We start from the raw sequence: 6,018 nt of genomic DNA, 5'->3' as shown, positions 1-6,018 counted from the left end.
GCAGGTTGAGCAACAAGGGGCCAAGGCCGTGATCCCGAGAAAGCGTAACTCCGTGAAAGGCAACGCGGATCTGGACAGAGGTCTTTACCGCAACCGGCACTGGGTGGAGAACGCCTTCGCCCGGCTAAAGCACTACCGGGCAGTGGCATCTCGGTTCGACAAACTCAAGAGAAATTCGAAAGCGTCGTGGCCATGGCCTGTGTCTTTCTCTGGTTACCTATGTGAAACGGCAACAGACCCTAGGTCGTTGATTTTCCAACAAACCGCTTGATGGATCCGCGCTTGCGGACTGCGGACTTTCAATGGGCCGGAAATCTGGCTCGCCCAGAGGCTCTCGGTAACGACACGTTGCAAACAGTCGGTACTTCTCGATAAATACCCGACGAATCGGAACATCTCAGCCAGCACTGATGTTACCCCTGCTTGCTGACGCAGCTTGGAAGTTCTGGCTGCAATATTGCCCCCCAATCGCTGTGGAAGGCAGCTCCCTGGGTAACTGCAATCGAAGGGGGGGGGGCGCTGCGTAGGGCCGTGCCCCCCCATCCTGCAGAGTGAGCTGATTTGGTCAAGGCCGGGTTGTCATGCAGGCAGTTTGGCTGCAAGCAGTTCGACCTTCTCGATATTGGGCGGAGAACTGAGCAAGGTCGCGGCGTTGGCCATCAAGGCCGCGGCGATCTGGCCGTTCAGATGTGCCTGGCGACCTGCCTCATCGGCAAAGGCATCGAACACACCGAACGTCGAAGGGCCAAACTTCAATGCGAACCAGGCAGTGGTGCCGGACTCGGCGTTGGCGAGCGGCAGCGCACTGGCCAGGAAGTCGGCAAGCGCAGCCTCTTGGCCTGGTTTAGCTTCGAGGCGAACAAACAGGGCGAGCTTGGTCATGCTGTAATCCTTGGGGTAAATGGAAAAATGGGTGAAGGGATCGACGAGACAGCAGCCTAAGTCTTCATGACAGACATCTCTATAGGCAATAATGACAACATTGATATCATTATTGCCATGAAACTCCACATCCTTGTTTGTGATGGCGTGTTTGATCTGGGGCTTGCGGCGCTCACTGACACAGTGGGCTTGGCCAATGCGATGTCGGGCTCGCTGCCACAGGCTCCCGCGCACATAGAGCTCACGCTGGTGGGCGTGCGGCGTCGCATCCGAACTGCGCAAGGCTTGACGGTCCCCGTGGTCACTGCGCGTGGCGTACCGGAACCAGACGTCGTGCTCGTGCCCGCGTTTGGTGACAAAATGCCTGACACGCTCTCGGCTCGGCTCACACGCCCCGACGTGCCCGATGCGGTCGCCGCGCTGCAGCAGTGGTCCACCACTGGCGCGCACCTTGGTGCCGCCTGCTCCGGTAGTTTCTTGCTTGCAGAGAGTGGCCTGCTTGATGGGCATCGTGCGACGACGTCATGGTGGCTGGGGCCGATGTTTCGGCAGCGCTATCCGAACGTCACGCTGGACGAGTCACGCATGATCGTGAACTCGACACGCTTCACCACCGCGGGTGCCGCTTTGGCCCACGTCGACTTGGCCTTGCGCATCATCCGGGGGCGCAGTCCGGCGCTGGCGGCCCTGGTGGCACGCTATCTGCTGGCCGAGACACGCAGTTCGCAAGCCGAGTTCGTGATTCCCGACCACCTTGCGCATGCCGACCCGATGGTCGAGCGCTTCGAGTGCTGGGCCAGAGGTCGGCTCGCGCAGGGGTTCTCGCTGGCGGAGGCTGCCAGCGCCGCAGGCACAAGCGAGCGCACCTTGGCGCGGCGGCTGCAAAGCGTTTTGGGCAAGACACCACTGTCGTATTTCCAGGACCTGCGCGTGGAGCACGCCGTCCATCTCTTGCGCACCGGAAACGCCAGCGTCGATCAGGTCGCCGCACAGGTCGGGTATTCGGATGGGGCGACCCTGCGAGCCCTGTTGCGCCGCAAGCTGGGCCGGGGCGTCAGGGAGTTGCGACGCGGCGGATGACCAGAGGCATGAACGGCTGGAGACCACCGCGAAACTGGCGCAGGCCAAACGGCGCATTTGGACCTGGCAAAACTACTGCCAGCGACGGTGCGCAAGCTCCAGTTTGACCCCGGACAAAGTTTTGCTGGCAATGTCGTGGTTGAGCAAATCAATACCTTGATTGAACAACGCTGTGCCCTGGCGATTCGGCGGCTCACCGCCCCGCCGCCGACAATGACGCAGCCGTCGAGCCCACCGTTTGAACCACCGTGCGGACGCAGGCTCGCCGCAGGTTCGATTCCGCGCAGCCGATTTCAGTGATGCCTTGCTCAAAACCAGCTTGGTTGCCAGCAAAGTCATCGCAGAGCAGCTTGCCATTCCACTGACCAAGAAAATTGCGCGCATGCTCGCCGGCACAGCTGGGACTGAAGTCGTAGACCACGGCCTTCACTCAGCAGCTCGCGCAGGAAGCGAGCGCAGCCTTCATGGCGTCGCTCTGACTGGCTCTGAAGGAGTAGGCGCCATCATTGCAGGCTGGCAAGGCGCTGAAGAAGTCGACCCTGGAACTAGGTGGTGCAGATGCCTTCCCAACTGATCCAGAAGTGAGCTGCAAGTGCGTGGAAATATGCATACGCGTCGGAAAAAATATCGATATATTTAAATATATGAATATTGCGAATAACCTTAACGCGTAACCCGCGCTAGAAACCTCAGGAAGCCCCCATGAAAGATTCCAGCGATACCCATCCGAATCACCTTCCCGACAGCAGCTACGGCCTGTTTATTGACAACCAGTGGGTTTCGTTCGGACGAATACGGTGAAACCCTCGACATCATCAACCCCGCCAACGGAAAAATTCTCACCAACATCCCAAACGCCACGGCTGCCGACGTCGACCGCGCGTTGCAGGCCGCACAGCGCGCCTTCGCGGCCTGGCGTACCACCTCACCCGCAGAACGCGCCAATGCATTGTTGAAGATCGCCGACCCGCTGGAAGCCGATGCCGATCGGTTCGCCGTTCTGGAAACCCTTGATGTAGGTAAACCCATTCGTGAAAGTCGCTCCGTCGACATCCCGCTGGCAATTGATCACTTCCGCTACTTCGCCGGCGTAACCCGCAGCCAATCGGATGAGGCGATCATGCTGGATGAGCAAACTCTCAGCATCGCTCTCAGTGAAGCCTACAGCCAGAAGAAGAACATCGACGTCAGCCTCAACGAAGCACCGCTCGGGCTCTTCTGATCTCGTTGATCCATGTTTTTTGACCTATGACATCGAATATTTTAGATATCCAGGTAAGCGAAATGACACAATCAGAACTTTTCAAAACCACTCAGCTGGGCCCATACACCCTCAAGAACCGTATCGTTCTGCCGCCACTGACGCGTTCGCGCAGCTCCCAACCCGGCAATATTGCGAACGACCTGATGGCCACCTATTACCGTCAGCGCAGCGGTGCTGGCTTCATGGTGACCGAGGGCACACAGATCGAACCCCGAGGACAGGGTTATGCCTGGACACCCGGCATTCATAGCCCGGAACAGATACAAGGCTGGCGTAAGGTCACCGACGCTGTTCACGCCGAAGGGGGGGTGATCTTTGCTCAACTTTGGCATGTAGGCCGCGTGTCGCACACATCGCTGCAACCCGGTGGTGAAGCGCCCGTCGCGCCATCAGCCATCCGCGCGGACAACGTCAAGGTGTTCATCGAAACTGGCCCCGGCACGGGTACACTGGCCGACCCTTCGACCCCACGAGCCCTGTCCACCAAGGAGGTAAAGGAACTGGTTGAGCTCTACGCCCAAGCAGCCCGAAATGCTTTGGACGCAGGTTTTGACGGGGTGGAGCTTCACTGCGCGAACGGGTACCTGGTAAACCAGTTCATTTCGGCCCATACCAACCAGCGTGATGATGAATATGGCGGTTCGCTGCAGAATCGTCTTCGCTTCCTGCGCGAAATCACACTCGCCGTTGCTGGTGTGGTCGGCAAGGAGCGCGTTGGCGTTCGCTTCGCTCCGCTGTTCGCGACCACAGACGAAGACCGCGTTTACCTTGGCCTGGTCGAAGATGATCCTCACCAAACCTACATCGAGGCAGTGAAGATCCTCGAGGAAGTGGGCATTGCCTACCTGTCGCTCGCCGAAGCCGATTGGGAAAACGCACCCGAGCTGCCTGAGACGTTCCGGGAAGCTGTTCGTAAGACCTTCAGCGGCAAGATTATCTATGCCGGCAAGTACACCGCTGAACGAGCAAATCGCGTGATAAACGCTGGCTGGGCCGACCTGATCGCTTTTGGTCGCCCCTTCATTGCGAACCCCGACCTGCCCGCGCGTATCGCCAACAGCTGGCCGCTTAACCCAGTTGATCCAAGCACCATGTACGGCGGTACCGATAAGGGCTACATCGACTACCCTACTTACAAACCCTAAACGCGCAGAGCCACGCCCCATAACTCAGGGGCGTGGCTCTGCGTTTGCTGACCGAGGAAGTTAAGCATGTACCAACCGAGCACGATTCCCTACCAAGAGCATAGGGGATTCAAACGGACCTTCAGGCAGGGTCATCTAAGCCTTGGGCTGTTCTTTCCCCTGGAGGCTTTCCAGGGTGACACTCCGCGCATGCTGGATCAGGTCGCACTGGCCAAACGTGCAGAGGCACTAGGTTTTTCGGCGCTCTGGTTTCGCGACGTCCCGCTCAGGGACCCAAGCTTCGGCGATGTCGGCCAGGTTTTCGACCCTTGGGTGTATCTGGGCTACATGGCAGCCCATACAACAAAAATCGCACTAGGCACCGCCTCCATCGCCCTTACTTTGCGTAATCCCTTGCACACGGCAAAGGCCGCAGCGAGCATTGATCAGTTGAGCGGAGGTCGTTTGCTCCTGGGAGTAGCCTCTGGCGATCGTCCCGTGGAGTTTCCCGCATTCAGCGTTGATCCGGAAAAGCGTGGCGAGATCTTTCAAGAAAACCTCAATGTAATACGCCAAGCCCATCGAACACACTTCAAGCACATTCGCTGGAGTCACGGTGAGTTACTGGGGGCCGATCTCGTTCCCAAACCTACGACTCAGGAAATACCGCTATTCGTAACCGGACATAGCCGCCAGCCGCTCGATTGGATCGCGCGTGAAAGCCATGGATGGATCAACTATCCACGTCCGCCAAAAATACAGCGACTGATCGTGGAAGATTGGCGACAGGAAACGGTTAAACAATGTGGCACTATCTACAAGCCGTTCTTGCAATCGCTGTATATCGACCTGGACGAACACCCATCCACGCCGCCCTCGCCTATCCATCTAGGATTCCGACTGGGACGTAACTACCTTCTGGCCTTGCTGGATATACTTCAGGAAATCGGTGTAGATCATGTCATCCTGAACCTCAAGTATGGTAAACGCCCCGCAGCAGAGGTAATCGAGGAACTTGGCAAGCATATCGTCCCCCAATTCGGCGCACAGGTGCCCGATAGTCCTACCTGACAGGACAATAGGATTCCAGTCCAAACCAGCCAGTCATTGCGACTGGCTGGCGCGCAGAGATCATGGCGAAGCCGGACTATAAAACTCAACAACCACCGACTGAAGTCGGTGGGTTAGTGACTTACGGACTGAAAGTCCGGATACGCGTCGACTGAACGACGCGTCGGATCAGTCAGGCTCCATCCTGAAATTATCGTTCGGGCTCGGCTCAAAATGATGCTCCAGATACTGCTTGATCATCTCTTCCGTCATCTGCCCAACCGTCGCGCAAAAGTACCCGCGAGCCCAAAAATGCTGCCCCCAATAGCGCTTTTTCAGATGGGGAAACTCCTCGAAAAGCTTGCTCGCCGTACGCCCCTTGATCCGCCTCATGATCTCACTCGGCGCCAAATTCGGCGGACTGCTCACCAGAATATGCACGTGATCCTTGCTCACCACACCTTTCACAATCCGAATTTCAAATGCTTCGCACGTCTGTCTCACCAGCTCTCGCACTCGCTCAGCAACCTCACCGCTGAGCACCTTGTATCGGTACTTAGTCACCCAAACAAAGTGATACTCGATCTGGTAGACCGTATGACTGCCGTATCTGTAATC

General features: G+C 57.6%; 6 protein-coding genes and 2 pseudogenes. 5 read left to right on the top strand and 3 right to left on the bottom strand.

Annotated features, from left to right (window positions below):
* Nucleotides 1–225 (top strand): annotated as a pseudogene (locus tag DBO86_RS22075) (transposase); the annotation flags it as partial.
* A gap of 354 nt (nucleotides 226–579) precedes the next feature.
* Here DBO86_RS22075 and DBO86_RS22070 read toward each other — a convergent pair.
* The gene (locus tag DBO86_RS22070) at nucleotides 580–882 is read right to left on the bottom strand and encodes a putative quinol monooxygenase (RefSeq protein WP_007182542.1); all 303 of its coding nucleotides are present in this window, start codon (nucleotides 880–882) and stop codon (nucleotides 580–582) included.
* A 66-nt stretch (nucleotides 883–948) separates the two neighbouring features.
* Between DBO86_RS22070 and DBO86_RS22065 the strand changes: the two genes are divergently transcribed.
* Complete coding sequence (locus DBO86_RS22065; RefSeq protein ID WP_039964787.1) at nucleotides 949–1,962, top strand: GlxA family transcriptional regulator; 1,014 nt, start codon at nucleotides 949–951, stop codon at nucleotides 1,960–1,962.
* Nucleotides 1,963–2,155: 193 nt separating this feature from the next.
* On the opposite strand, the pseudogene DBO86_RS22055 reads toward DBO86_RS22065, so the two are convergent.
* A pseudogene (locus tag DBO86_RS22055) lies at nucleotides 2,156–2,392 on the bottom strand (IS66 family transposase); the annotation flags it as partial.
* A 333-nt stretch (nucleotides 2,393–2,725) separates the two neighbouring features.
* On the opposite strand from DBO86_RS22055, the gene DBO86_RS22050 reads away from it, so the two are divergent.
* The 3 genes from DBO86_RS22050 to DBO86_RS22040 all read left to right on the top strand — a co-directional run bounded on the left by DBO86_RS22050 (nucleotide 2,726) and on the right by DBO86_RS22040 (nucleotide 5,421).
* Nucleotides 2,726–3,184: an aldehyde dehydrogenase family protein gene (locus DBO86_RS22050; protein WP_003461735.1), complete on the top strand. Its 459-nt coding sequence runs from the start codon at nucleotides 2,726–2,728 to the stop codon at nucleotides 3,182–3,184.
* Nucleotides 3,185–3,246: 62 nt separating this feature from the next.
* Nucleotides 3,247–4,371 carry an alkene reductase gene (locus DBO86_RS22045; RefSeq protein WP_108234839.1) on the top strand — a complete coding sequence of 375 codons (1,125 nt, stop codon included), beginning with the start codon at nucleotides 3,247–3,249 and terminating at the stop codon, nucleotides 4,369–4,371.
* 66 nt (nucleotides 4,372–4,437) lie between these two features.
* Entirely contained in the window at nucleotides 4,438–5,421 is a 984-nt protein-coding gene (locus DBO86_RS22040) for an LLM class oxidoreductase (RefSeq protein WP_108234838.1), read from the top strand.
* A 168-nt stretch (nucleotides 5,422–5,589) separates the two neighbouring features.
* Here the strand turns inward: DBO86_RS22040 and tnpA are convergent.
* Nucleotides 5,590–6,018, bottom strand: a 429-nt coding sequence (gene tnpA / locus DBO86_RS22035; RefSeq protein ID WP_146173169.1) for an IS200/IS605 family transposase, incomplete at its 5' end; no start/stop codon positions are given.

Origin of the sequence: Ectopseudomonas oleovorans, from assembly GCF_003052605.1 — a bacterium.
GTDB classification, from domain to species: Bacteria; Pseudomonadota; Gammaproteobacteria; order Pseudomonadales; family Pseudomonadaceae; genus Aquipseudomonas; species Aquipseudomonas oleovorans_A.
Note: the sequence above shows the minus strand (reverse complement) of the source record. Positions and strands in the feature narration are given on the sequence as shown.